This is a genomic window from Paenibacillus shunpengii (assembly GCF_042684905.1).
Taxonomy (GTDB): Bacteria; Bacillota; Bacilli; order Paenibacillales; family Paenibacillaceae; genus Paenibacillus; species Paenibacillus shunpengii.
This window is the reverse complement of record NZ_JBHUMJ010000004.1, coordinates 345630-371777: the sequence shown is the minus strand read 5'-3', so window position 1 is coordinate 371777 and position 26148 is coordinate 345630. Positions and strand designations below refer to the sequence as shown.

General features: G+C 46.9%; 22 protein-coding genes and 1 riboswitch. Of the genes, 9 read left to right on the top strand and 13 right to left on the bottom strand.

Annotated elements, in window-relative coordinates; genetic code table 11:
* Positions 1-184: 184 nt before the first annotated feature.
* On the bottom strand, positions 185-1081 hold the full coding sequence (locus ACFSVM_RS18075) for a YitT family protein (RefSeq protein WP_076313137.1): 897 nt from the start codon (positions 1079-1081) through the stop codon (positions 185-187).
* A gap of 549 nt (positions 1082-1630) precedes the next feature.
* On the opposite strand from ACFSVM_RS18075, the gene ACFSVM_RS18070 reads away from it, so the two are divergent.
* Positions 1631-2668, top strand: a complete 1038-nt coding sequence (locus tag ACFSVM_RS18070) for a nucleotide-binding protein (protein ID WP_177178751.1) — start codon at positions 1631-1633, stop codon at positions 2666-2668.
* Entirely contained in the window at positions 2665-2895 is a 231-nt protein-coding gene (locus tag ACFSVM_RS18065; RefSeq protein ID WP_047910985.1) for a hypothetical protein, read from the top strand. The genes ACFSVM_RS18070 and ACFSVM_RS18065 overlap by 4 nt, the downstream gene beginning before the upstream one ends.
* Positions 2896-2961: 66 nt before the next feature.
* Here the strand turns inward: ACFSVM_RS18065 and ACFSVM_RS18060 are convergent, their stop codons facing one another.
* A complete protein-coding gene (locus tag ACFSVM_RS18060) occupies positions 2962-3363 on the bottom strand; it encodes a VOC family protein (RefSeq protein ID WP_090725539.1) in 402 nt (133 codons plus the stop codon).
* A gap of 170 nt (positions 3364-3533) precedes the next feature.
* Here ACFSVM_RS18060 and ACFSVM_RS18055 point away from each other — a divergent pair, with 170 nt between their 5' ends.
* Both ACFSVM_RS18055 and cysK read left to right on the top strand, forming a co-directional pair.
* Positions 3534-3920, top strand: coding sequence for a hypothetical protein (locus ACFSVM_RS18055; protein ID WP_379263734.1), 387 nt, complete (start codon positions 3534-3536; stop codon positions 3918-3920).
* An 84-nt stretch (positions 3921-4004) separates the two neighbouring features.
* A complete protein-coding gene (gene cysK / locus ACFSVM_RS18050; protein ID WP_090725463.1) occupies positions 4005-4967 on the top strand; it encodes a cysteine synthase A in 963 nt (320 codons plus the stop codon).
* Between the two features lie 144 nt (positions 4968-5111).
* On the opposite strand, the gene ACFSVM_RS18045 is transcribed toward cysK, so the two are convergent.
* Positions 5112-7088 (bottom strand): ATP-dependent DNA helicase, encoded by a 1977-nt coding sequence (locus tag ACFSVM_RS18045; protein WP_379263732.1) that lies wholly within the window; start codon positions 7086-7088, stop codon positions 5112-5114.
* Between the two features lie 217 nt (positions 7089-7305).
* Here ACFSVM_RS18045 and ACFSVM_RS18040 point away from each other — a divergent pair, with 217 nt between their 5' ends.
* Both ACFSVM_RS18040 and ACFSVM_RS18035 read left to right on the top strand, forming a co-directional pair.
* Positions 7306-8271: a GNAT family N-acetyltransferase gene (locus ACFSVM_RS18040; RefSeq protein ID WP_379263730.1), complete on the top strand. Its 966-nt coding sequence runs from the start codon at positions 7306-7308 to the stop codon at positions 8269-8271.
* Positions 8272-8616: 345 nt separating this feature from the next.
* Positions 8617-9825: a right-handed parallel beta-helix repeat-containing protein gene (locus ACFSVM_RS18035; RefSeq protein ID WP_076313530.1), complete on the top strand. Its 1209-nt coding sequence runs from the start codon at positions 8617-8619 to the stop codon at positions 9823-9825.
* Positions 9826-9893: 68 nt separating this feature from the next.
* On the opposite strand, the gene ACFSVM_RS18030 is transcribed toward ACFSVM_RS18035, so the two are convergent.
* The gene (locus ACFSVM_RS18030; RefSeq protein WP_090725459.1) at positions 9894-10871 is read right to left on the bottom strand and encodes a substrate-binding domain-containing protein; all 978 of its coding nucleotides are present in this window, start codon (positions 10869-10871) and stop codon (positions 9894-9896) included.
* 150 nt (positions 10872-11021) lie between these two features.
* Between ACFSVM_RS18030 and modA the strand changes: the two genes are divergently transcribed.
* The 3 genes from modA (at position 11022) to ACFSVM_RS18015 (ending at position 13956) form a co-directional block, all read left to right on the top strand.
* Positions 11022-11870: a molybdate ABC transporter substrate-binding protein gene (modA, locus tag ACFSVM_RS18025; protein ID WP_076313144.1), complete on the top strand. Its 849-nt coding sequence runs from the start codon at positions 11022-11024 to the stop codon at positions 11868-11870.
* Positions 11867-12544: a molybdate ABC transporter permease subunit gene (gene modB, locus ACFSVM_RS18020; protein WP_076313145.1), complete on the top strand. Its 678-nt coding sequence runs from the start codon at positions 11867-11869 to the stop codon at positions 12542-12544. The genes modA and modB overlap by 4 nt, the downstream gene beginning before the upstream one ends.
* A 408-nt stretch (positions 12545-12952) precedes the next feature.
* Positions 12953-13091: riboswitch (cyclic di-AMP (ydaO/yuaA leader) on the top strand.
* Positions 13092-13095: 4 nt separating this feature from the next.
* Positions 13096-13956, top strand: coding sequence for a C40 family peptidase (locus tag ACFSVM_RS18015; RefSeq protein ID WP_274358916.1), 861 nt, complete (start codon positions 13096-13098; stop codon positions 13954-13956).
* 137 nt (positions 13957-14093) lie between these two features.
* Here the strand turns inward: ACFSVM_RS18015 and ACFSVM_RS18010 are convergent, their stop codons facing one another.
* From ACFSVM_RS18010 to ACFSVM_RS17970, 9 genes are all read right to left on the bottom strand, one after another.
* Complete coding sequence (locus ACFSVM_RS18010; protein WP_274358918.1) at positions 14094-14744, bottom strand: cell wall hydrolase; 651 nt, start codon at positions 14742-14744, stop codon at positions 14094-14096.
* A 313-nt stretch (positions 14745-15057) separates the two neighbouring features.
* Entirely contained in the window at positions 15058-15699 is a 642-nt protein-coding gene (locus ACFSVM_RS18005) for a cell wall hydrolase (protein WP_379263726.1), read from the bottom strand.
* Positions 15700-15846: 147 nt separating this feature from the next.
* Positions 15847-17064, bottom strand: a complete 1218-nt coding sequence (locus tag ACFSVM_RS18000; protein WP_379263724.1) for an MFS transporter — start codon at positions 17062-17064, stop codon at positions 15847-15849.
* Positions 17065-17292: 228 nt separating this feature from the next.
* The gene (locus ACFSVM_RS17995; RefSeq protein ID WP_274358921.1) at positions 17293-18225 is read right to left on the bottom strand and encodes a hypothetical protein; all 933 of its coding nucleotides are present in this window, start codon (positions 18223-18225) and stop codon (positions 17293-17295) included.
* Between the two features lie 8 nt (positions 18226-18233).
* Complete coding sequence (locus ACFSVM_RS17990) at positions 18234-19598, bottom strand: nucleotide sugar dehydrogenase (protein ID WP_274358922.1); 1365 nt, start codon at positions 19596-19598, stop codon at positions 18234-18236.
* Between the two features lie 69 nt (positions 19599-19667).
* Positions 19668-20474 carry a response regulator gene (locus ACFSVM_RS17985; protein ID WP_379263721.1) on the bottom strand — a complete coding sequence of 269 codons (807 nt, stop codon included), beginning with the start codon at positions 20472-20474 and terminating at the stop codon, positions 19668-19670.
* Positions 20475-20511: 37 nt separating this feature from the next.
* The gene (locus ACFSVM_RS17980) at positions 20512-21897 is read right to left on the bottom strand and encodes a glycosyltransferase family 2 protein (protein WP_274360007.1); all 1386 of its coding nucleotides are present in this window, start codon (positions 21895-21897) and stop codon (positions 20512-20514) included.
* 31 nt (positions 21898-21928) lie between these two features.
* The gene (locus ACFSVM_RS17975) at positions 21929-23125 is read right to left on the bottom strand and encodes a HEAT repeat domain-containing protein (protein ID WP_047910973.1); all 1197 of its coding nucleotides are present in this window, start codon (positions 23123-23125) and stop codon (positions 21929-21931) included.
* Between the two features lie 16 nt (positions 23126-23141).
* Positions 23142-25364 (bottom strand): hypothetical protein, encoded by a 2223-nt coding sequence (locus tag ACFSVM_RS17970; RefSeq protein WP_090725457.1) that lies wholly within the window; start codon positions 25362-25364, stop codon positions 23142-23144.
* Positions 25365-26148 lie beyond the last annotated feature (784 nt).

Below are 26148 nucleotides of genomic sequence, written 5' to 3'. Positions count from 1 at the left end.
TTAGATTTACTTTATTTTAGAAGAGCTGCGCTGTATTCACATTGGCACCTGTGACTAAATTTGATATCCGATTTTTAGAAGCAGCGACTATTGTGAAGACAACGCAAAAAAGGACCTGCAAGCATGCAGATCCTTCTTGTTCTTATCATCAATGTTCAACTGTATGATCAATACCAATCATCTTCTATCCTCCGGCAGCACTTGACTGCTTAACTCGGGTGGTGGATACGTGATGCTTGGTATCCTTCGTTCTAATCGGTGAATATGAAACAGACGCAGCTGAAGCTGCAGGCTTCGGTAATGGTAATAGTATAACATCGGTCTTGACCGGCTTCGGCTGTAAGGTCTCCCTCTCATATTCGGGCCGCTGCTTCTTAGCTGCTGCTTGAGTAATCAGAGTTATGAACTTACTTGCAATCCATACCGCAAGCACCGTATACAGCGTTTCTTTGAGCGGCATAAAGAGTAGTGATAATAGAAGTACCATCCCGTCAAAAATAAAGAACACCGATCCGATCTTCATTCGGCTCCACTTGCTGACGAGCACTGCCAGAATGTCATCTCCGCCTGTCGCGCTTCCACTCGCAATAACGATCCCTGCTCCGACTCCGGTTAGAATACCAGATATAAGGGCCGCTGCCAGCAGACTTCCCTGGAGATCAATGACGAGAGGTGAATACCGTTCGCACCATTCATAAAATAAGGAGAAAGATAAAGCTCCCAGCATGGCTTTGAGCATATACTTTCGGCCCATGAAATACCACGCAATCAGAATGACTGGAATATCCAGCAGCAAGCTGGTAAGTGCAGGAGACCAACCGGCGACATAACTGCCAAGCAGGGCTAATCCTACAAATCCGCCTTCCGACAAATGGTTCACATAGTTGATGTGATAAAAAGCAAACGCCATCAGCATCGTCCCAAAAAGCATCATTCCGATACTTTTCAGCTCATTCAAGTTAAAAATCGATCTTACGGCCTCAGTTACTGCCGTCTTTTTTCTGTTTTCGAATGAAACAGGTTGTTCTTGAGTTGTTACAGCCGTCTTATTCCAAAACAGAAGTTTTTGCTTTGTCCTCATACAGATTCCCTCGCATTGTTTGTAGTTTGGTCAGAAACAGACCGAAACTAATGCGTAAGGAAAGCTGAGAGGAGTTCATCCTTCGAATATTCATTTGGCTTACCTCTCCCTACGCATAGTTGGTCATTTAACTAGTGACTTTTACTAATCGCGTAAGGGAAGCTACGTATACGAGGAATCGTTTCGTTTCCAAATTGTCCTTTGGGGCTTCATCCTTCGGGGACTCATGGTATCCAGATCCTTTCTGTTAGTAATCATATATTCGTGCATAGAGTCAGTTCTTTAATATATGATTAAACTCATTATAACATACCAGAAACGGTGCCTGCTTGGTAATTTATACTCACTTTATTACATGCATCATGTCCACTTCATGTAACGGCGAATAGACTATTAATAATCATAGTATCGTCTTTAGTCGCATAACTCTAGTTCTTACGTCTCTTTCTTCAGAATGTGATGCTTTTCGGTTCGTCAAATTCGGGTAAATGGTATAATATAGAAAAAGATCTTAAAAAACCATATCCCGTAAGCGAGGCGGAGCGGACTATGAAGACGATAAAGCCTAGAGCGTTCATCGGATGTTCCCTTGAAGCGAAGCCTATTGCCGCAGCTGTACATGAGAATTTAAGGTATGCTGCTGAAGTCACTCCATGGTATGCCGGCGTATTTAACCCTAGCAGCTATACGATGGAGGATTTGGAGGAGCAGGTTCGAAGCAGTGATTTCGCCATTTTTATTTTCCACCCGGATGACATCACCAGTATTCGAGGAAAAATGTACGCCACGGTACGGGACAATACCCTGTTTGAAATGGGTCTTTTTATGAGCCGATTGGGAAGAGGACGCATATTCTTTATATTACCTGAGCATGTTAACGAGCTGGATAGCAGTAAAGATATCGAAGGCATGCGAATGCCCAGTGATCTTCTTGGTCTAGGTTCCCTGACTTATGAGATTCGTTCAGATAGCAACTGGGCACCCGCTGTATCGGTAGCCTGTCACAAAATTGCAGACATGATGGAAAGATTAGGCCCTTGGTCGGATATGTATTTAACAGAGAAAGTGAATAAAGTAAAGCAGGAGGAAGAGAATAAACGCATTCAGCTGCTGAAGCTGCTTCGTTTCTTTCGTGAACTGCTGCGTTCCCGCAAAATTGATGATCAAATGCTGCATCGTATGAGTGATACACTGCGAACGGCTTTTGTATCTCGGCCTCACTTTCTCGTACGCGGTACCACGGTGCACCGGGTATCTCTATCCGGATATATTGAGCAGGTAGCCGGAAATGTCGGTGAGATCGGGAGGCGTTACCCTATGAATATCAATGATGGCAAAACGCCGGATGATCCCAGTCGAATTCTTGTCGTTGATGCGTACAAGGAGAACAAAATTAAGGTGAATCTGTACGATGATTATCTTGAGAAAGAGTATATGCTGTGCTATCCTGTAGCAAGTGGTTATGTATTTACCGTGCATCTTGTTGGACACCTTGAGGCAGGTGATGATCTATTCCAGCAAATTGACCGCGATAATCGCCAACTATTTAGTGCTATTCACGACCTGTTAGGAGGAGAGTTGGGATGAAACCAATCAGACAGAGGCTCACCAAAAAAAGAGGAGCCCCCAAGGTACGTCTGAGTGCCGCCCGCGAAACAACCGGATCTGTACCGGAAGGTGACAGCGGCAACAGTTTCAAGAAGCCCGAGGTGCCCATTGTCACGCTTGGCCCTTCCTTGAAAGGCAAGGAACGCCCGTACAAGGTCATATTAGAGAAGGACGCACTCTACGATAAACCGCAATATATGGCATAAATCCTATTAATCCAGGCAGCATCGATCATCATTGATCGATGCTGCCTTTCTCTTATCCATTGTGCATTAGCTGCATGTATTCTCCGGTGGTGCTGTAAGCTCTACCTTAATTCGGTCAGGATCTTCAAAATATACAGCGTAATGCCGCTCTCCTCCCGCATAAGGGTGAAGATGCTCGTACAAGATCGGGACTCCTCTATCCCTCATCTGACGGGTAAGCGAATCGACCTGCGCTCTTGATTCGGCGTGAAAAGCAAGATGATTAAGCCCCACTCTGCATCTGTGATACGGGACATCAAGGAATCGGTCCTCAGCCTGCACAAATACAAGATAAGCCGCTCCAAATCTCCAGCTTATTCCCTTCTCCCATTTCTGATACTGCTCATATCCCAGCTCCGTTAGAAGCCATCCCCAGAATGCAGTGCTTCTCTCCAAATCAGAGACATAGATCTCTAGATGATGAATCATCGCTTCATCAAACCCCTCTCCCCATCCGTATGTATGCAATTTCCACTTGTCAGACCGCATAAACAGATCTTATATTGAATATAATATTACAGGAACGTATGTTCTGTAAATATAATTCAAAGCATAGTATGAAACGGATTCAACTACATATCAGTAAGGAAGTGAACGGGATGTCTACATCATCCACCGCCCCGGTCCCCAGTGAAGCAGATCATTTGCTGGTCAAAAAATATATGATGCACATTCTCATGCTGGATGTGCTTGAACAGGACATTCATACCATACAGCATGTTTCTTTGCATATGCCTCAGCTGTATGTCCATCATTTAACCCGCATCCAGATGGATGTAACTCGAAATTTGACGGATATCCGGATGCAGATGCGTAGAGACGGGATCCGCATTTACGAGGAGAACAAGCTGAGGGAAGGATTTGAAATGCGCTACCTATGCCGGGGATATCACCGGCGCCTATATTTACTGTGGACCTTCTGCAAGACCGAAGTCATGAAGGAAATGAGCGAACGGCTGGGCATTGACCTGACGGAGCTGTCTTGACGGAGCAGTCTTTCTGTTCGTATGATATTAGAAGATATATATTCCTACTGAAATAATAGGATATTAACTAAAGGGGACTTTCACATGCATGATCAAAATCATTCTGCCGTGCCGAAATCAGGCAATCGCCTCGTTGTAAACAATGTAACCGAATTGATCGGGAACACTCCGGTCGTCAGGCTGAATCGTCTACCGAAAGCCGGTCATGCTGATGTATACGTCAAGCTCGAATACTTCAATCCCAGCGGCAGTGTGAAGGATCGTGCCGCAGCCAATCTGATCAGACAGGCGGAACTCCGCGGCCTTCTTCAGCCTGGCGCAACCATTATAGAGCCTACCAGCGGAAACACAGGCATCGGTCTGGCTATGAACGCCGCAGCCAAAGGGTACAAAGCAATTCTAGTCATGCCTGATAACATGAGCAAAGAACGAATTAACATACTCAAGGCGTACGGCGCAGAGGTTGTACTTACTCCTGCTGCCGAGCGTATGCCTGGAGCGATTCAAAAAGCGCTGGAGCTTAAAGAAGCCCTACCGGGGAGCTTCATCCCGCAGCAATTTGAGAATCAAGCCAATCCGGATGCTCACCGAACGACAACAGCACTCGAAATCATGACCCAGATGGACGGGAAATTAGATGCTTTTGTAGCGACTTCGGGAACCGGCGGAACCATTACAGGAACCGGCGAAGAGCTCCGCCGTCAGATTCCAGACATTCGGATCTATGCAGTTGAACCTGCAGGATCCCCCGTATTGTCCGGCGGTGAGCCTGGCCCTCATAAACTGGTCGGGACGAGCCCCGGGTTTATTCCTTCCATCGTCAACACCCATGTGTGGGATGAGATTATTCAAGTAACGGACGAGGATGCTCTAGATATCATGCGGCGACTGGCCGCTGAGGAAGGACTTCTGCTCGGTCCGTCTTCCGGCGCATCGGTGTGGGCCGGGCTGCAGATCGCCAAGCAGCTGGGAGCTGATCACAAAGTGCTCTGTATCGCACCGGATACAGGCGAACGCTACCTTAGCACAGGTTTTTTTGATAAGTAGGAAGCCTATACATCCTGTACAAAAAAGGTCAGTAAACTGGCCCTTCGTGAAGTCTGCAAGAGACTTACAAGGATCAGATCACTGACCTTTATTTATTTCAGTATCGATTCCATATTGAACTCATCATGGTTTGTAGTTCAACAGCTATATCTTCTCCACCCTGAGTACTGCTCCTTGAGGAAGCACAGCCTCCACCCGTTCTCTGACCTTCGAATCGGCGACAAGCTCAGGATCAAGCACAGCGGCAATTCCCTGATCCGACGACGAACGAATCAATCGCCCGAGCCCCTGCCGCAGTCTAAGAAGCATATAAGGCATGTCCACTTCCTCATAGCTGGACTCTGCTGCCTCCCGCTTGGCCATAAATACCGGATCTTCCGGGGGATACGGAAGTGACCAGATCATGACGTTGGATAAGGAGGGTCCCGGTACGTCCAGTCCTTCCCACAAGCTCGTTGCACAGAGTACCGTTTCCTCATTGTTCTGGAAGTCTGCAATCAGGCTGCTGATCTCTCTGTCCCCTTCGAACAGCATCTTATAGGAAGCGAAATAAGGGTGCTGGGCTGCAGCCTGCTTGAATCTGCGCAGCTCTTCCATTGTAGTGAACAGAAGAAGGGCTCGTCCTTCGGAGTGTGCGAGCAGCTTGGCGGCACTCGCCAGCTTTTTGGCAAAGAGAACCTCACTTCGAAGCTCTCCCGCCTCGCAGAGCTCTTCAGGTACAATCAGTCTCATCTGATCGGCATAATTATATGGTGAATTCACGGAGAACGATAAATAATCGGTAATACCAAGACTATCAGCGACATAATCAAAAGACTGTCCTACGGATAGTGTTGCAGAGGAGAATACGATAGGCATATTCAGCCCGAATACTCGCTGCTCCAGCACTTCTTTGACCTTTTGCGGCATAACAGCTAGCGTGACGTCGCCGTCCTCGCTCTCTTCCGCCCAGCAAATATAACTGCCAGGCTGTCTGAACAGCTGGAGAGCCGTTTGAATCATCTCGAGGTGCTCCTCCACAATTCGAAGCTTATATTCATTGAGTGTGTGCAGGCCGCTTTCGAACACCAGCTCCTCGTCAATCGCCTCAAGCGTATCATTCCAGCGATTTAACTGTATGAGCAAAGCCTCATTAACGCCCACTCTTTTCCGATCTGATCCCGGAATGGTAGTACTGAGCTCTTGAACCAAGCTGAATACCACTTTACTTTGGTCAATGGCATCCTCTACCCGCTCAGCGAGCGTTTCACGTATTTCTCCATCCAGAAGCCTTGTAATCATCTCTTCAAAAGCGGTGTGCTTCAGCTTATAGCTGAGCGCATGCTGTGCAGCAGATTCCAGCAGATGGCCTTCGTCAAACACGACAGAGCTGTGCTCGGGAAGCAGCGGAAGCTGACCTTCCCTCTTTCTCCCTTCATATGTCCAAACATGCTCCATATAATAATCGTGAGAACAAATGATGAGATCGGTCGACTTACGGTAATGATCTCTCGAGAGGGTCATCCCGCAGCGATGCCTTTTGTCGCACACAAAACAATCCTGGAAAGAATCCCAGCTGATCTTGTCCCACTGCTCGTCGTTTAGATGGGGATATTCCTTCCTGTCCCCATAAGGGGAGAAGGTCTGCAGCGTTCCAGGCGAATGGACGAAGTCCGGCAGACTGTTATAGACCTCTTCAATTACACCGGCATCCTCATCCTTAAGGCGGGCGCCGTCCATCTTTTTAAGACAAATATATTGATCCGGGGATTTCCCCAGTCTTGCGTCAATGTTCAATCCCAAGTAGCGTGCAAGCTTGGCAATATCGCCTTCCGGCTTGACGAGCTGCTCAATTAACGATTCGTCCGCACAAGCAATTACAGCTGGTTTACGGGTATAACGGGCATAGTTCACCGCATACAGCAAATACACGAGCGTCTTCCCCGTACCGACACCTGCTTCTGCAAATATCGTCTTCTTGTCGGCATAGGCTCTTTCCAGCTGATACGCCATATAAATCTGTTCATCCCGCACTTCAAAACCATGCTCGGGCAACATATCATAAAATACATCCGCCACCCAATCGCCCACTTGCTTCACGAAAGGCTCGGTCGGATTATAGGAGAAAGGATATCGCTCCACGGTTACTCCCCCACATTAACATTTTTCTTATAAGGTAAATCCACGCCATGATATCTAAATACCAATTCAGGCAAACATCAATTATCTCATAAATCCAAGATGATAGCAATTCTTTTTTGTTGTTGATTCGATGCATTAAAATGAAGCAGCTTGCTTAAGCTATGCTCAAAAAGTAACCAGGTACGCATAGTATATAGAAATGGGGCGCTATGAACGAATGAATTGGAACATCCGCCAAGAGTATCCATCCGACTATTATGCCATTACAGAACTGCATGCTCTCACCTTCTCTTACAGCTACGGAATGGGTGAGGCCGTTCTTGTCAATATACTGCGAGCACGGAGCACTTTTGATCCGGAGCTGTCTCTCGTTTGCGAGCTGGATGGGCAGATTATCGGCCACATTTTATTCACTCCCCAGCCTATACGTATCCAGGGCAGCACCTACCAAGGTCTAATTCTGTCTCCACTAGCAGTTCATCCTAATTATCAAAAACAAGGTATTGGATCCGCGTTAATCGAAGCGGGCCATCATCGTGCCTTACATAAAAACTTTGCCTTATCCGTTGTACTGGGTCATCCCCATTACTACGTTCGCTTCGGATATCAAGGAAAGGCATGGATGGACGAGCAGGTCCACATTCCTTTGGAGAGCATCTATACCGATCGTATTGCCGTAGTAAGGGAACGCCGTATTGAGCTGGGAGATATTCCGTCTTTCTCACTGATGTGGGAGCATTTGCATGCCTCTTCTCCGCTGGCACTTATTCCAGGTTCATCTATTCAGGATTGGATCAGCCCCGGTGCAGGTACGATCAGCACTGCCTTATTAATTGATGAGGAACTTCGCGGATATATTAGATACTCCAGCACAGACCCGGAGAAAATCAGCTTCATTGTGGCACAGGACAGTCATTCCCTGCTCCTCATTGCAAATTACTTCAAACAAAAGTTAAACCCGCTTACGGCTTCTCACTTATCTTTGCCGTTACCAGCAACCTCCTATTTACTCGAACGGTTTGGTACAACCTTTGATGTTAACATCAGCACTTACGCCGAATATATGGTCAAAATATTAGAAGGCCCCCTTCACTCCAAGCTGCATCATCATTTCACTGCCTTTGAGGAGGGTACCGTCCCGCGCGGCTCCATTATCTGGCCTGTTGAGTTTGACGTGTGTTAGCAGCACAAGACATAACATCTGATGCAATGATTATGATGATGTGAGCTCTGTAACGACGGAGCCGCTCGTCTCCGATATAACCTCCATTCCTCATGAGCAGTGAAGATGATTATTCCTGTACCCCTCTATATCACGTATGATTCAGATTGCAACCGTTACCAAACCACGGGTGCCAATCTAAATCAAATTATAGGAGGAATCGTAGTGACGAAATTGAATCTGCTTGACTACAAAACAAAACGGAAGTCTGTCGCCTTCCGAACGCTTGTATCCGGAATCAGCCTGTCTCTTGCCCTTCCCTTACTTCCCCTAACGAGTTTATCTGCTGAGAGTACTTCTGCTGTAATGATTGCTGAGGCTGGACCTCAAAATACACAGGCTCTCACAGCTGCCGGGAATTTATACGTAGCTCCTAACGGTTCTGCAAGCAATCCCGGGACACTCCAAAGTCCGACAACCCTTGAACATGCACTCACGCAAATTGAAGCAGGCTACACAATTTATATGCGCGGCGGTACTTACAGCTATCCCTCTACCATTACAATTGATCGAAATAACAGCGGCAATTCTGCCACGGCAAGAAAAACACTGGCTGCCTACGGAAATGAGAAGCCTGTCCTTGATTTTTCTGCCCAATCCTTTGCCTCGACCAATCGCGGTTTGCAGCTGTTTGGCAGTTACTGGCTTGTGAAAGGTTTGGAAATTAAAGGCGCGGGAGATAACGGACTGTATATAGCCGGTAACTATAACCGTATTGAAAATATAGAATCGCATCATAACCGGGATACTGGAATTCAGCTTGGCCGCTATGCGTCCACTGCCGGATACAGCGAATGGCCCGCTTATAATGAAGTTATTAATTCCTATTCACATGACAATTACGACCCTGATAATGGCGAAGATGCAGACGGTTTTGCTGCTAAACTTACGGTCGGCCCCGGCAACGTATTTGATGGATGTATAGCGGCATATAATGTCGATGATGGCTGGGATCTCTATACGAAGGACGATACAGGCCCGATTGGACCGGTAACGATCCGCAACAGCATTGCCTACAAGAACGGTCAAACCTCGGACGGAACGTCTACTACGAGCAGTGACGGCAACGGATTTAAGCTGGGTGGAGAGGATATCGCGGTGAATCATACGGTGGTTAACAGCATTGCTTTCCAAAACAAGAAGCACGGCTTTACTTTTAACAGCAATCCCGGCTCCATTAACTTCAAGAACAATACATCCTGGAGCAACGGACAGAGTAATTTTGCATTTGATGAGGGTACGCATATCTTCACAAACAATTTATCCTTTGCCGGAGGAGCAAGCGATAAGACGAGCGGAACAGACGTAGCATCCAGCAACGTGTGGTGGAAAAACAAAAAAAGCGTCAATGCGAAGGGGCTGCTCGCCAGCAGTGAAGATTTTCAGTCTCTTGTTCCCGCAGTTGCTCGTGACGCAAACGGAAATCCGGTATTGGGCAATTTCTTGAAACTGGCTTCAGGCAGTGATTTGATCGGAGCCGGGACACCAAGCGGTACAAATATTGGAGCACGTTAATTGTTACTACAAATATGTAAGAAGGAGCCGACAAGCGTTCGGCTCCTTCTTACATATATTCACTGATTTCAAGCCTCAAACAGCACTTCCCCTGTCCGGGATAGATCATATCCCGATATTGAACCCAGCTCCCGGATAAAGGACTCGGAACGCAATATATCCAGAACAGTTCGAATAAGCACTTCATTCTCGGGCTTATTTATTAGCACAAGGTCATATCTCTCTACCGTCAGCGGAATGAATTCCACCCCTTGCACAATCGTTGCCGCTTTCTCGATGCCTACTCCGACATCTGCCTGTTTGGAAGCGACCCTTCCGGCCACAGCCAAATGATTGGATTCCTCGTCATAATAGCCCATTAGCTCTCGGGCAGCGATCCCATGCATACGAAGCTGTTCCTCAAGCAGCACCCGTGCTCCTGCACCCCGCTCCCGGTTCACCATACGAATTCCCGACTTGGCCAGATCCTTCCACTCATGCAGTTCATGAGGATTGCCAGGCTGAACGTATAGTCCTGCTCGTCTGCTCATCAAATTCACAACTTTATAAGAGCAGCCGATCAGCAATTTGCGAATATAAGGAATGTTGTATTCTCCGGTATCTCCGTCCAGTAGATGGGTGCTGACAATATCGGAATGTCCCTGATACATGGAAATTAAGCTGTCCAGGCTGCCTACGTAGGATCTAAGCGGCCTGATGCCAGGCGAGCGCTTCTCTATATGCCGCACCAAAATATCGAGGCTCATATCTTGTCCTGTAATCACCACTTGCCTTACTCCCTGAGTCGTCACCTGAACAGCTGGTGGATTCGCAGGAGCATCGATCACCGGAGTTAAAGATCTTGTCTCCTCACTAGAATATTGACCAACCCCTTTGGAGCGCTGCTTGTACGCCTCAAGATCAGAGTGGTCGACCCGCATCTGCTTACCTACACGATAGGCTGTAAGCTGCCCCTTCTTAATCAGATCGTACACCGTTAATTTTGATATTTTTAGTAGCTGGGCGATTTCCTCGGTTGTATAGGAAATATCAGTCACATCTGCCACCCCTCTTGTCAGGTATGCAATAACAAATGATTAATGCTATTGATTGTACCATACTCTTTTCTTACCCTCGTATTGTAATTGTTCAAAGAACCAATATAATATATTTAATTATATCTAATTATAATCAAATATATCGATTGGATGGAGATTATGTTAAAACAAACGAAGCTTAGTATGATTTCTTTCTTCCTTCTAGCTCTGGTATTCATATCTGCCTGTGCATCACCCAATGCTTCTTCACCATACCCTTCAGCAGACCATAACAATTCGGACAGCAGCGCATCCTCGACTCCTTCATCTGAACGCACAGAGCTGACGATCTCAGCGGCTGCAAGCTTAACTGATGTACTGGAGGAACTACAGCCCCGCTTTGAGACAGCTCATCCTGGTATAAAGCTCAGCTTCAACTTTGGCGGCTCCGGCTCTCTTCAGCAGCAGATTGAGCAAGGGGCACCGGCTGATCTGTTTCTGTCAGCAGCTGAGAAAAATATGCAGACCCTTATAGATAAGGGGCTCATGGATACAGAAAATACGACTACGCTGTTAACCAACGAGCTCGTACTGATTACTTCCAGCAGCAACGAGCTGCCTATATCCTCTGAGCAGGATCTCACTGCTAAAGATATCAAGATTGTTGCCCTTGGCATACCTGAAAGTGTACCTGCAGGAAGCTATGCACAAGAGGCGCTTACTTCGCTTGGCTTATATGAACAACTCCAACCCAAAATAGTTCAGGCCAAGGATGTGCGGCAAGTATTACAGTATGTCGAAACCGGGAATGCCGATGCCGGTTTTGTATACAAAACAGATGCACTTACTTCCAGCAAAGTGAAGATCGTGCACACTGTCGATCCCTCAAGCTACACAGCAATTACATACCCTGTAGGTGTGGTATTGGACAGTGCGCATCCCGAAGCGGCAAAAGCGGTTTATGACTTTTTACAGTCTTCCGAAGCCCAAGCTGTATTTACTAAATACGGGTTCTCGGTGCCTGAATGATGTCAGCTTCATTTGACTGGCATGACTTCTGGGCTCCTGTGCGCTTATCCTTACTGGTTGCCCTATTGTCCAGTGTTATCACGATTGTGATGGGCGGGCTTACTGCAAGATGGATGTCCAAGAGCAAGTTCAAAGGAAAGCTGCTGCTAGAAACAGCGTTTATGCTGCCAATGGTCCTTCCACCCACGGTTGTAGGCTTTCTGCTGCTCGTCCTGCTGGGGAGAAATAGCTGGATCGGAGCATGGATTGAGGCCATCTTTGCCGCACCTGTCGTATTCTCGTGGACAGCCTGTGTCATCGCCGCTGTTGTCGTCTCGTTTCCACTGGTGTATCAGACGATGAAGGTCGGATTTACGTCCATTGATTCCGAGCTTGAAGCTTCCGGACGCTCGATCGGTGCGAATGAATGGCAGGTATTCCGGTATATTACACTTCCACTCATCTGGCCTTCTGTTATTTCTGCTTATATTCTCGGATTTGCACGAGCGCTTGGTGAGTTCGGCGCAACGCTGATGCTTGCAGGCAATATTCCAGGAAAAACTCAAACCGTCCCTACGGCCATATACATTGCTGTGGACAGCGGGAATACGGTCATGGCCTGGGCCTGGACGATTGCGATCGTACTTATGTCGTTCCTGCTGCTGCTTCTGACAGGACGCAGAAAAAAGGATTAGCATTGTGTATATATATCAACAGAACCACTCCAATGCAGCGGCAGGAAATCAGTAAAATCAATGTATGCAGCATAAATAATAGTTCAAACCAAACCCTTATGTGATTTTAACGAAGGGTTTTTTGGTGCTCAATTTATTAATATATTTTTGTTTTTGGCATTATTACAATATATGGATATAAGATAGAGTCCCAGAATCAATTTATTTAGTTACAATATTGTTACTTTTGTAGATACCTGTTTCAAATCAATGACAATATATTACCCGACTTAGCGGAAATTACTCGAAAAAATCCGGTTCTTTCTATGTTTTATTCCAATAATTGGTGTACAAAAAGTAAAACAAAGGTAACATTTTTGATACTTTTTAACCTTAATTTATTATATATTAATTACAGTTAATTCATATTAAAAAAGTGTGCCGAATCTATCAGAATAGTACGGGGGACGATTTACAACATTTGGGGTGAATGCAGCAGTTAAGAAATGCTAGAGTACCTTCTACTCGAACCCGACAGCTAACCTCGGAGGCAATTGGAGGAAATTTTCAGAATGAAGAAGTTTGGTAAATATATGTTGTTCTCATCCCTGCTCGCAGCTGGGTTAATCATGGGTAATGGACAAGCAGATGCATCCTCTTCCAGTACCAATACGGTAAATATTCAAGTGAACAGTAATCTGATCGATTTCCCAGACGCGGAGCCATTCCTGGATCAGAATTACAGTACACAAGTGCCGGTCCGCATGCTTGCTGACGAAATGAACTATACGATTAAAGTATTTAAGAGCGGAAAAGAAACGGTGGTCAAGCTGTCCAAGGGAGGTACAACCATTCGTATTCAAACTAACCAGACGACTGCGATGGTCAACAGCAGCAAAGTAAGTCTCGGCACGCAAGTGTTCATCCGAAATGACCGTACATATGTACCCATTCGTTTTGTATCAGAAGCCATGGGCTATGACGTAACTTGGAAAAAGGATCTTATGCTGGCCATGATTAGCACAACCGGTAAAACATACAGCCCTGCACTTGTTCCAAACGACCATGTCAAAGGCACTAGCATTGTAAATGAAGCGATGAATCACATCGGCGTTCCTTATGTTTACGGCGGTTCGACCACAAGCGGGTTCGATTGCTCTGGTCTGGTTAAATATGTATTCGATAAATACGGAGTATCCCTGCCGCGTACAGCAGCTACCCAATATAACCAAGGCTCATCTGTATCCAAAGGAAACCTGCAGCAAGGCGATCTGGTCTTCTTCAAGACAACAGGAAGCTCGATCTCTCATGTCGGTATCTATGTAGGAAACAATAATTTCATTTCAGCTACCAGTTCCTCCGGCGTAAAAATCGACAGCCTGGACAATACCTATTGGGGTCCTAAATACGTCGGTGCAAAAAGAGTTCTATAAATGAAATATATATAATCAAAACCCCTTTGCTGCTTGCCTGCAAAGGGGTTCATTATGTATGCTCTGTATTTATATCTATAGCAAAGAAGCTGCCACAGTAATTTTGTGGCAGCTCCTTTTTTATATATGATATTGGATTAATTCGTAAACAGATGATTACCGATCTGCTTGATCGTTGGACGTTCCTTGCTCCATTCGGAGGTTGCGATCTCAGGGTTATAATAGTACAGAGCTCCACCTGACGGATCCCAGCCATTGAGCGCACTCTTTGCCGCCTTGATCGCAGTCTCATCAGGAGCCAAATTGTATTGGCCGTCATCTACGGCGGTAAACTGTCTTGGCTGCAGAATGACCTCTGTGATGGAGTCCGGGAATTCATCCGATTGAACCCGGTTCAAGATCACTGCTCCGACTGCTACTTGACCTTCAAAGGATTCTCCCCGGGCCTCGCCATGGATAGCCTTGGCTAGTTGATTCAGTGAAGTTTGGTTAATCGGTGCTTTTTTCTTAAGCACGCTGATCGTCTCTGGCCCTGCGATTCCGTCAATCTTGAGTCCAAATTGCTTTTGGAAGGAGCGAACGGCCTGCTCCGTTGCCTTACCGTAATATCCTGTTGACCCTGCACTCATAAATCCGATACTGCTTAGTCTTTCCTGCAAGTCCAGCACATCAGCACTCTGAATTCCCTGCTGCATTACCGCAGCACTTGCACCTGCCGGTGCAGCAACCGTTCCATACGCTCCCAGAAGCGCAGCACAGATCATAAGTCGTTTTGTTAGTTTTCTCATTGATGTCATTCCTCCTGTTGTGTTTGAATAGATCAGCGAAGCAGCACCAGTCATAGTTCTGCATTCAATTAAATATATCTATAAATATAGATAAGTGTATATTTAGATATATTTGGATATAAATCGCCTCATATAGCGATGATGTCACTGCCTATATGTCAGTGCAGATATATTATGATTAATCCGCTGAAAGCTACCAAAATCGAGCACTAATGATATCCTTCAGCGGATCATTTCTTTTCCAATTACAGTACAAACCCCATCTTTACAGTAAACTGTTGCATTTTATACAGAAGCGAATTGGATCGATCCGCTATTTCGTAAATACATGATTCCCAAGTCTTTGCGTCACAGGCCGGGATTTAATCCACGACGAGGATGCTGTCTTAGGGTTATAGAAATACAGAGCACCCTTGGAGGGATCATAGCCCGTCAGCGCCCTGCGGGCAGCCTCATAGGATGCAGCCGTTGGACTGCTGAGTTTACCGTCCATGGCCGGCGTAAATTGATTCTTCTGGAATATGACGTTTGTTATGGAGTCCGGAAAAGCATTGCTCTGAACCCGGTTCAGAATAACGGCACCCACCGCAATCTTACCTGTCAAGGATTCACCGCCAGCCTCATCCTGTATAATCCCTGCCAAATGCCGAAGCACCTTATTGTTGATTGGAGCAACCGCCTCAAGCTTGGACTTCGTATTAGGACCGACAACACCATCCACACTTAATCCGTAAGCTCGCTGGAATGACTTGACGGCAGCTTTCGTATGGTTACCATAGTAACCGCTGATTCCAGCCGTAAAATAATTTTTGCTATGCAGTCTTTCTTGTACTTCCACGACCTCTGCACTTTGACTGCCAAGGCGCAGTGTCGCTGCGTCTGCTGATGCCGCTGAGCCCAGCACGGAAAGTGCACAGGCACATGTTATTAATAGAGTTGTTATTTTCTTCTTCATTAAGATCAGATATCCTCCAGTTTCATTCATGTTAGTCTGTATCATCAAGGACGACTGACTTCATTACTTGAAAAGGCGGAACAAAAACGTTCACCTACGAACTACACTATATCACAGGTTACAAATTTGTCATATCTGACAATGGTCCTAATCTTCGAGCTCAAGCCCTTTAGTCTCTCTGCCAAGGATAAGAACAGCTGCTGCACCTATTAGCACGGTAACAAAAAACAATACGAAAATTGACTCCACGGCAACCCCGTTTTGTACCAATAGTCCTACGAGCAGCGGTGCAAGAATCCCTCCAACGCGGCCGATTGAGGCAGAAAGTCCGACACCCGTTGAACGTGCCTTAAGCGGATACAGCTCCGGCGTGTAGGCGTACATTCCTCCCCAAGCTCCAAGGTTAAAGAATGATAATGACATGCCTGCCAGAATCAGGCTGACTTCTGTTTCCGCATTACCAAACCACAATGCACTTACTGCGGTCATCACCAAATATACAACGAGTACGAATTTACGTCCGAACTTCTCAATGAAGTAAGCCGCTGTGAAATATCCTGGAAGCTGGGCTAATGTCATAATCAGCACGTATTGGAAGCTCTTGACCAGCTCAAAGCCCTTGATCTGCATAATGCTTGGCAGCCACAGGAACATGCCATAGTAAGAGAACACCACTGTAAACCATAGAATCCATAGCATTATTGTTGTCCTGCGATGCTCAGTGGACCACACGGATGCAAATTTCTCGCGAAATGGAACCTTGCGCAGCTCCTGCTTGTTCTCAAGCCGAGGTGAATCCTCGATAGCTCTTCGCAAATAGAGTGCATATAGCGCAGGCAGCGCTCCGATCAGGAAGGCTACCTGCCAACCGTATTCGGGAATAACGAAAAAGGAGATCAGCGCAGATAGAATCCATCCCGCTGCCCAGAAGCTCTCCAGCAGCACAACGGCTCGTCCCCGCTCTTTGGCCGGTACAGACTCCGATACAAGCGTAGAGGCTACAGGAAGCTCTCCACCAAGGCCGACCCCGGCAATGAACCGGATAATACATAGAAACACGTAACCTGTAGCCAGTGCCGAAATTCCGCTTGCTACAGAGAAAATAAGCAGTGTCCACATGAGGACCGCCTTGCGTCCATACTTATCTGCCATCGTTCCTGCCAGCAATGCACCCACCGCCATGCCGATGGAGGTGGAGCTCGATACGAGTCCAACTTCACCCGGCGTAAGCAGCCACTCTTTGGCCAGTGCCGCAACGATAAAGGACATCATGCCGACTTCCATTGCATCGAACATCCAGCTGAGCCCTGCGCTGAACAGCAGCTTGCGCTGCTTCGGATTACGCAATACTTCTAAATTACTCATTGTAAGGTTCTGCTCCCTATCTATGTATTTGAATGAATCACATCCACTTGAACTAAAGATCTTACTTCTCCGGTCTTAGGATAGATTCTTCCCATCCTTCTCCAGTTTATATCTTTAGTTCATGCTAGTTAACCCATCAAACTATTTATAATGGATTCTGCCAAACTGTCAACCTTTATTTAATATAAAAAGGAGAACAGTCAGCTTTATAGCTACTGTTCTCCTTGGCTACTCGTTTTTTTGCGCAAAGGTTAAATCCCCTGTTATCTTTCGGTACCATGCCTCATAATGATGGATCGCAAGTCCTGCGAAGGAACGATGGGTCGTGCCCAGCTTGCCGGCAATTTCAATCTCTGATTCCATGTTCGTTACCGGCTTACGGAAAAAGGTTAAATGCTCGCCTTCGTCGGTATGGCCCAGCTCTGCGCCGATCCACACCTTCTTATCAAGCTCGTCCGCCTCCGCAAGCTCCTCCTTGGACAGCTCATACATCTGCTCTCCGCTGTCCCTGTAAGCCATAATGGCGATGGCATCGAACCGATCAATCACCCAGCGGCTGAACGTGCCGCTGCCATCAGGAGCTTCCCTGGAGTCAAGCCAGAACGGTACAGCAGCACTCATGTATAACCCGGCTTCTGCACCTTCCCGGCTCCATTCCTCCATGTTCTCGCTCCATTCGGCAATGACGGCTGCTTCCTCCCGTTCCCATCTTCTCAGCTGGTAGGGCTCAACATCGAATTGAACACCGTCGAACTTCTCTTCAGGGGCTGCATTCCCATTGTAGGTCTTCACCCATTCAATCCATGCCGTTCCTTCACTTCGCTTCTCCGCATAAGCCCAGTCTGCATGTCCGTTAAGCGCATGAACCGTAATATCAGCAGCATGCGCTGAACGGTTGAATGACCGATAAGCCTCATCACTTACTTCTTGCTGCGTCTGGAGGAAGACCGTGTCCACCTCCTGTTCTTCCAGGAATTGCACGATCTCCTCCGTATGCTGCTCAATAAGAGAGGCATCCCAGAGCCAGGTTGCTTTTTTCTCATCCATGACCGGTGACTTCAGCATGAAATACAGAATGAGTAAAAATACAACGATGACAATCATGAGGCTCCATTTTACCCATGCAGGATATGCATTCCATGCTTTTCCTCCTCTAATCATGACAGGTTTTATGCGAGTACCGCTTCTTCCTGCTGTGTCACCGGATGTTGTACGGAATGGCCAATCTTATAAATGTGAGGCAGCGGATAATCCTTGAACGCATTACGAGTATCCAGTACCGGCACGCCAAGGGATGCAATAACGTCATATTCCAGATTCTTATGGTTCGTAATCAGCACGATGCAGTCGTATGATTTGAACTTCTCTGGATCGTATTTCACGCTGTGTACGGTAGAACCATGCTTGTCACGGAATGTGTCTGCATACGGATCGTAGTACTCGACATTCGCTCCTGCTTCCTTGAACAGCTCGTACACTTCAAGTCCAGGTGATTCGCGTAGATCGGCAATATTCGGCTTATAAGCCATACCGAGCAGCAAGATATTTGATTTGCGGACCGACTTGGCATACTCGTTCAAGATCGTCGCTGTCTTGTTCGTTACATAGTAAGGCATATTATCATTTGTATTTTGAGCAAGCTCAATGAATTGACTATAGAATCGGAAGCCCTTCGCTTTCCAGGACAGGTACATCGGATCAAGCGGAATGCAGTGGCCACCGATTCCAGGACCCGGGTAGAATGGCATAAATCCAAACGGCTTCGTTGCAGCCGCATCAATGACTTCCCAAATGTCGATGCCCATGCGGTCACACATCATCGCCATCTCGTTTACAAAAGCAATGTTTACACTGCGGAATGTATTTTCCAGCAGCTTGGACATTTCAGCTACCTTCGGATTGGAGACAGGAACTACGGTCTGTACATATTTGCTGTACAGGGCAACACCCAGCTTCAGACATTCCTCCGTTGTGCCGCCGATCACCTTAGGTGTGTTGAATGTCGTAAACCTTCCATTGGACGGGTCGACGCGTTCCGGCGAGAAGCACAGGAAGTAGTCCTCACCTACTTTATGACCAATTGCTTCGAGCTCCTGCTCGATCAGCTCTTCGGTTGTACCTGGATAAGTTGTACTCTCTAGTGTAATCAGCATGCCCTTCTTCATATGCTGCTTAATGTTATCTACAACAGTCTCGATATAAGATGTATCCGGATCCTGATTCTCGCTAAGCGGCGTTGGAACACAAATGCTCAGTGCATCAATAACGCGAAGCATGCTGTAGTCCGTTGTTGGTTGAAAGCGTCCGCTTTGCATTACGGTCTTCAGATCCTCGGAAGTAATGTCATGGATGTAGGAATCCCCTTGATAAATTCGTTCCACTTTGGATGGGTCCAAATCAATACCGATGACGGTAAAACCCTGTTTTACCATTTCTACGGCCAGCGGCAGCCCAACATAACCTAATCCTACTACACCAAGCACCGCTTTCTTGTTCTCAATCGCATTCATTAAAGTATGGAATTGCTCTGTCACAGTACTTCACCCTCCAGATGGAATTTATAATATATATGTTGAATCTGAGTTGCCTAATTAAGAATTGCATTATTGGAAGCAGCGGCGAATGCGCGCATCCAGCTCAACCGGAGAGTACGGCTTGGTAACATAGTCGTCTACTCCTTTTTCGAAGCACTTGCTGATCGTGTCTTCAACCCGCTGATCTGTCAGCACGATGACCTTAGGCTGTATCTGCAGCTCGAGGCTCTGAATCTGATGGATAAACGACAGTCCGCTTACTCCGTACAAATTAAGCTCGGTCAAGATCAAATCCGGGTTAATCTTCTTAGCCAGTTCTATAGCGGAGAGACCGTCGACCGCTTCAAAGGTTTCATAGCCTTGCAAAGACAGTCGTATTCTCAAAAACTCGCGTGTCGTCTCGTCATAATCAACGATCATAATTTTCCCCGGTGCTGTCATCGTCTCATTCTTGGTATACAGCTGAATGTCAGTGCTTTGACTAAGCTTCGCTGACTCTGCCATATTTTTGAGCATATGCCTGCTTGGGCTGCCCATCTCAGGGAAGCCGGCAATCGTCAGCCGCGGATCCGCCTCACCGAGATGTCCCAAGAGCTCCTGCTTGATGAGCAGTGCCTGGTAATGCGTAGCGTTCAGTGTCAAGCCAGGAAGAAACACAGCGATTGTGCTCGTCTTGCTGTCCTTCCATAGCTGAAATTCTGTTTCGCAAGTACGCTCTAGAGCTTCATTCACTTCAGCCTCCGGCTGCTGCTCCATATTCTTGCAATGTACAAACACGACACCGCTGGGCCTGCTCCCCATTCCTTTCAGCTGCTCCTCTAGAATGTCGTACACATTCACCGTCATTTGACGCTCAAGCGTGACCGTATTTGCCAAAGTTATTCCTCCCTTTCATCTGTTAATACTGTGATATTCACGCGGCCTCTTCCACTTTCGGCTCTTCCCAGCTCTGTCTTGTCATCGTGCCCCAGGAGTTGTTGTTCTGCATATATTGGATATGCCCTTGTACTCTCCACAGCACGCCAAGCTGGTGATATCCTACGAATTTCAAGGCGGAGAAGGTTAACATTTTTACAAGATCAGCTGGCTTCGGATAACGACGGAAAGCAATCTCCTCTAGGATCAGCGCAGCTACACTGAGAAGATATCCGCTAAGGAAGTTCAGCAGCCCGAAGATAACAAGCACAGGCCAAGCTGTCATATCCAAGGCTACATAACCCGCTAGAGCAAGCAGCCCCGTAATACGGAAATAAGGATTCAACGCTTCAAAAAATATGTTATAAGGCATCGTCAGCAGGCCCATGGTCTTATACTTTGGTCTAAACATCATATTGCCGTTCTCAATCATATTTTTTAAGTTACCGCGGCCCCAGCGCTTGCGCTGGTTGGAAATGATCTTGTACGTGTCAGGTGCTTGAGTCCAGCATACCGCTTCAGGGCAAAAAGCAACCCGATATTTAATCTTGTTCTCCAGCATGTAACGATGCAGCTTAATAATAATGTTCATGTCTTCCCCAGGGTAACCCCCCCGGTATCCGCCGACAGCGATAACCGCCTCTTTGCTGAATAAACCGAAGGCTCCCGATACGATAATGAGTCCGTTTAACTGACTCCAGCCAATCCGTCCTCCAAGAAAAGCTTTTAAATACTCAATCGATTGAAACATCGGCCACATCTTCCTAGGCAGTGACACTTCCTTGACTGCACCGTTCTCGATCTTGCAGCCGTTCGCGATTCTTACATCGCCGCCGATGGCCACAGTCTCTTCCGGATTCTCCAGGTACATGCGGGCCATGCGAATCAGTGCATCCTTCTCCAGCAGGGAATCTGCATCAATGGAAGAAATCAGCGGATAATGCGAGAAGTTAATTCCGGCGTTAAGTGAATCCGCTTTGCCTCCGTTCTCTTTATCAATCAGGTACAGGAACGGATATTCCGGATTGTGATATACCCCGCGGATCGGCTCGACGTTAATGGTGCCGCGGAAGCTTGGATTTTTAATTTCTGTAAGACCAAACTCTTTGACAAGCACCTGAACGGTTCTGTCGCTAGATCCATCGTTGATGACGATAACTTCATAAGTAGGATAATTTAAGGTCATCAAGCATTTTACATTCTCGATAATGGTCAGCTCTTCATTGTAAGCCGGCACCAGCAGCGATACCGGAGGCACCACGTCTGATCCTGCAAGGCTCTTAAAGCTTGAAAACTCGGACCTGCGCCGGATAGACCATATATCCTTGTATGAGAAACAAAGAATACCAAAATACAAGACAGTAACAAACACGACGTAATATATAATGATTGTGCCGTAACCCAACAAAATATCTCTAAGCAGTGAAATCTCCTCCAATCACGCCGGACATCCGGTTTGCATTTGCTTGCGGCGCGGTGCCGAAGTAACGATTGTAGATCAGCCTTTTCTTGTTGAAGGTCATCATCTTCTCGATCTCTTCATGCTCATTCGCCGCTTCTATGGCACGTTCTGCATATTCCAGTGCCGTATCCTTGGCGACTCCAGTTCCCTTCAAGGCTGTCTCGCACAGCGCCTCGAAGCCTTCCTCACCAAGCTGCATCAGGCTGTTCGCACTGTTATGTCTAACGAGCCAGTCCTCATCTCCAAGTGCATTTTTGAGGAGAGGAATGCTGCCGGCTTGATGGCCTGCCCCTAACGTCTTGGCCATTTCGGCTCTGACTTCTGCCACAGGATCTCCCATCCACTCTACGATATTCCGTTCCTTAAGCACGGGATTCGTACTGAGGTACAGCTTAACCGCTTCAGAACGGATATGCAGATCCTTGGAGCCAAACAGCTGTGTTACTGCCGGCATCACTTCCGGAATGGCATGTCCAGACATTGCGACAATACCAACTTTGACGAAATCCGGATCGTCAGATTCCAGTAATTCATATAACAGCTTGCTTGATTCAAGACTTGTCTCCATCAGAATATCTGCGGCCATGCGATGTATAGGCTTGCCTTTACTGAGCAGATAACCCAGCATTTCCTTCAGCTGCGCCGGACGCTCTGCACATCTTGCTGCCGCCCGGGCGTAGATAATAGCGTAGTTGACTTTCTTCTCTTCTTTTAACAGCTCTAGAATCGGCTCTGCCGCTTCGGTGCTTCGCATACCGCCCAGCCGGTAAGCAGCCTGTATAGCCGTACCTGTCCAAGAGCTGTTCAGCAGCTTCAATTGCTCATCTACGAAGCCGGTCTCCCGCGTAAGATCACGCAGCTTGTCTGCATGCTCTCCCTTCAGCTGGTCGATCCATGCAATACACTTGTCCATAATGACTTCCCTCTCAAGCTTGGTAAGCTTGCCAATCGGAAGCCGGATGGGTTCGCTGCCTGTCAGATTAGCTTGAACGTATACGAAGTAATCCTGATGCTTCTTTGCGTACAGTTCTTTTTTTCTAAGCTTTGAATTGTGTGAATTTTTTAACGCGAATAAAATGATGATACCTGCCACAATCAGTCCTGCGCACAGGTACAAGAACGCGTACGCTAGGGCTATGTTTGAAAACATGAGTATGTGTCCTCCTTTATCGTTCCTGCTCCGTAATATCCATGAATGCCTTCTGCATCGAGTAGTAGCTCTCTTTGAGGCGCTCACTGTACTGGACAGCTTCCCACGAATTCCATGTGTATGGAGTCATCGTCGTCAGATCAAGACTCTCCTCTGAGCCTCCCGGCCAGGATACTGCCCCTGTCTCTCTCTCTGTAAGCCAAGGGATAAATCTTATTCCTTCTGTAGTAACGGTCTTGAAGGCACGCTCCTCGCCTACCGGACTGTAATCAATCACCTGATGCGAGCTCGGATCACCAAACCCAAGCAGCATCCACGGAATGCGCAGTTCAATTTCTCGGCCTTCATACTGCCACAATGTAAGTGAATCAAAGTCCTCGGACGCAGGGTCCGAGCTTCCTCTATTCAGCTTACCTATCACTTCATCCATGTAAGGATGAGCAAATTTGGTATCCGGCGGTGACATCATCAGACTGATGGCTAATTTCCATGGCACAAAGGAAGGCGTGTCCGCCGGCTGTTCCTCAAGCATCCAATATCCTTCAGGCCCGTACATCCGTTGATTGAAATCATAGCTTTTCGCGATGTTAACCGCTGATTCCTCATCCTTGCCAACAGTAATGACCGTTTCTAGATCTCCGCCTTCCATCTTTTTGCCAGGCAGCTCCTCAGCAGGCTGATTACCTCCTGCTAATGTGTCTGTTCCAATGCTGAGCTTTGTCTTATCCGGATCAAAAGCCTCATCCAGCGTAATTCCGATATATACGTAAGCTTCATCATGAGTCATCTTCATGCTTTCGATGCCCTCAACCTTTCCCTGCCACTGCTTGACCTCTCCTTCGGCAAGTGAGCTCCAATCGTCGAGGCTTCCATCCATAATCAGCTGATTCTGCTTCCCGGCTTCCATTGCGAGTACGCCAAACATCTTCTCGTTTGTCAGCACGTTCAGCCAGAACGATCTTCGATCTGCAGGAATTTCAAGCGGCATCGTATTCCACGTTTTCTTAAACCATTCATCCTGCCACATGAAGAGGATCGCTCCTGCATATCCTTCGTCATATATGTCCTTGGTAAGGGATACATTGATCTCGCCCTGCTCCTGCTCATTGTGTCCTCCCTGATCCTTTCCGCCTAATCCATAGTGGGATATCCCCAAGGAAGCCGGAACACCGTATTCTGTAATCATTACAGGCATATCGGTATACTCGGATTTAAGCTTTTGCAAGTAGGCTTTGTAGGTGTTGTACTCCCCATTGTCATCCTTAATGGTCTGAAGTGTTTCATCGGTACGGAAGAAATCAGGGTAGTACGGGTACACATGGTATGCTGCAAAATATCCACCCTGCCAATCCAGCGGCTCAATGTGTCTGGCATCCACACTAACCAGATCCTCTTCGAACAGCGGCTCACCTGGATGAGAAAGCACGTCGGTTGTCACCCAGTTCGTAAAGGTCATCGGATGCTCCCAGCCATATTGCTGCTCTTCGCTCGCTACATGATCAAGCAGCTCCGCAAGCCAGTTCTCAAACGGCGTTGCATCCTCTGTACCGGCAAAATAATTCCCGACATAACGAGGATGATCCTTATACTGCTTGTTGGTGTTATCCACCATATGCGGGTCCCACTCGGTGCCTAAGTGCCATGCCATCAAATATTGTCCGGCATTGGCCGTATACTTTCCGCTCGACTCTCCTTGTACTGGAGGGATATCCGCATCACCGTATACTGCTGCAACGGCCTTCTCAATCTCTGACTTGAACTTCTCCTGAATGCCTTCCGCAAATGCATCCTGCTGCTCGATAAGCTGTTCCTCAGGTGACCAAATGCCTTGGATGAAATATAGCGGATGCTCTTTCCCCCTGTTGTATTCAACAAGTGCGGAATAAAATACAGGCTGATGAACGGTATACACACGAATGACGTTTGCACCCATTTCCTCAATCTGTTCGAACCACTTTAAGTAGTCCTCTTTGTCCAGCGGAAATTCCCCCGGATAGTACCCCGGCTTGGTAGAGCCCAGATTAACTCCCTTGACGAACATCTCCTCCCATACGCCCTCTTGGGTGTACTGCAGGAAACGATTGCCTTCCGTCCGGAATTTCATTCTCGTCCCATCTTCAGCAGCATAGGTGAGCTGAGCTGGTTTAAGCAGAAAATAGCCAAGCCCTCCTCCCCCGCCGATTAGCAGGACGCCTGCCAAAATCCATAGGGCAAGACGTTTTCTTTTTCGTTTGCTCATGGCTTTTGTTTCGCTCCATCTCTCTAAAATGTTGATTTCTCCGTATCAAAACATGAATCTCATGCTGATCGTTCAACTGCCTTAAAATTTTTTGCTTACTTTTTAAGATAAGCGCTCGAATGCGTTTCTCTTAAATCCAGCCCGTGACACCTGCACGGTTCATAAATAACTATATCGTCATGGTTTCACTTTTGTAACTAGGCTAATGGAAGGAAAGATGGAGATGGATACTATTGCCCATTTTGCTTGCTGTCTGTCTAAGACCTTGCCTTTTTCTCCTTGTACTTCCCTCTCTACCTGCACCCCAGCCTATGTCCCAGCCTATTTATGAGCCCTGCCCCTTTACTGTCCCCAGTGAAGAATCCTCTGAACGCCTGTGGTTATTACGCCGATCGGCTCCATCTCACTACTGCAAAAGAGTAATTTCAGGAATCGATTTGCGCTGTCCTCCTATAGTTTAACGCATATCCCTACCCAAAGTTACTTATGTTTTTACATTTTTACCCATAGTTATTACAAAATTGATACAATAGTCCGATAAAAAAATAGCGAAAAAGCTTGATATAACAGCATTTTCGATTTTTTTCGTTTTTAGCAAAAAAGGACGTGAGTCCTGTATAGGCCTGAGTGGCATTTAATATTAATTTACATTCCCATTTTTGTATGCCTTTTCATAACTCAAAGGTCTCAAACAACTGACATGATATGTAAAAATCCAAGTCTATTTTCCTAATTCGCTGTTCTTTTTGACAAACTTTTGAACTTTCATACCTTTTCAAAAAAA